This window comes from Moritella dasanensis ArB 0140 (assembly GCF_000276805.1).
Classification (GTDB): Bacteria; Pseudomonadota; Gammaproteobacteria; order Enterobacterales; family Moritellaceae; genus Moritella; species Moritella dasanensis.
In genome coordinates this window covers 1-1,261 of the sequence record NZ_AKXQ01000056.1, presented here as the reverse complement: position 1 = coordinate 1,261, position 1,261 = coordinate 1, and the positions used below count along the sequence as shown (strand labels likewise).

At 35.8% G+C, this 1,261-nt stretch carries 1 protein-coding gene; it reads right to left on the bottom strand.

Features of this window, described 5'->3' with window-relative positions; genetic code table 11:
• Positions 1 to 28: 28 nt before the first annotated feature.
• Complete coding sequence (locus A923_RS0121830) at positions 29 to 1,117, bottom strand: HNH endonuclease (protein WP_017223807.1); 1,089 nt, start codon at positions 1,115 to 1,117, stop codon at positions 29 to 31.
• Positions 1,118 to 1,261: the final 144 nt, after the last annotated feature.

Sequence of the window (1,261 nt, the reverse complement as noted above, 5' to 3'; positions counted from 1 at the left end):
CACCTATTCTTATTTGTTATGTTTGTTTTTACGATCCTAATAGTTCATCAATGATGTTCATAGCTTCATCGTAATTTGTGCGTGTGATATCGCCAATTCGATTATATATTTCAGAAAGAACCACTGAACTGATATGTTGTTGATTTTTAAAAAACCAATTTTGAGAATAAATTGGAAATTTTTGTGATAACAATACATTTAAAGCATTGCAACTATGCTCGGTTGGATTTAGGTAATTATCGATATTATCGATCAAAATACGAGTGTTAACTTCCGAGTCAATTTCTTTACCGGCAACCGGATCAAAAACATATGATTCCTTTATCGCTGACCCTTGATAGTTGTCCCCCAATTTAAATGAATACCTAAATAAACCAAATATTTCAACATAGCCGACGATTAACCTAGAGTGTGAGACTGATTCAATAGCCAAAGCATGTAGCGGAATAGGCTCTGGACGATCGCTTATCAGATCAACCTCGTAGTATGGCCCAAAACACTGGATCGGTGTTTTACTGGACAAATAATTAAAAGCCACATTCAAGTCATCTTTCTTTAGGCCATTGTCAATTGCATATAGATAGATCATTTTAGCAATTGCTCGCCCAACCTCTGGGCCAGCTAGGTCATAACTGAATGTTGTATTCAGCCCTGCACTATCGAGAAAAGTGTCACGAGATTCTAGAGTGTTCCAATCAACTGTTAAACATTTTTTATTAATAACAGATTTTAAAATTTTCATACCTTGTTCGGGATTATTTGAATTAACTGAAACTTGGAAAGCTTCATTGATTCTGTCAGGGATATTAATAATTGGTTTCCTAGGTTGATGCTTTCCATCCGACGAAAGAATACTTTGCTCCTTAGTCGTCTTATCAACTACTTGCAAAGGCTGAACATCACCTCTTTCTCGTGTGATTCCAAATAGTAAACTTAAGGATTCAAACTGCTTACAAAGTACAGAATCCCAAAGATGGCCAGAATCATTATTACACTTAGCACAAATGCACTTCGATGTTTTTTTTCGCCCACCAATTGCATTAGGAATTATATGTTCAACGCTTGATATATCAGATGTACAGTGTTTAAAAACACCGTTTAAAGCACATACAGTCACTAAAACTCCCCATAAATTTAGTCCCCAAAAAACATAACTCCGTATTAAACGGACAAAAATAGTGGGTTAAATGTGGTTCGTAGTGAAACGTAACTCACTGTTTTTTTGTTCCGTTTAAACGCCTTGTTGAACGAAGCCGCTACG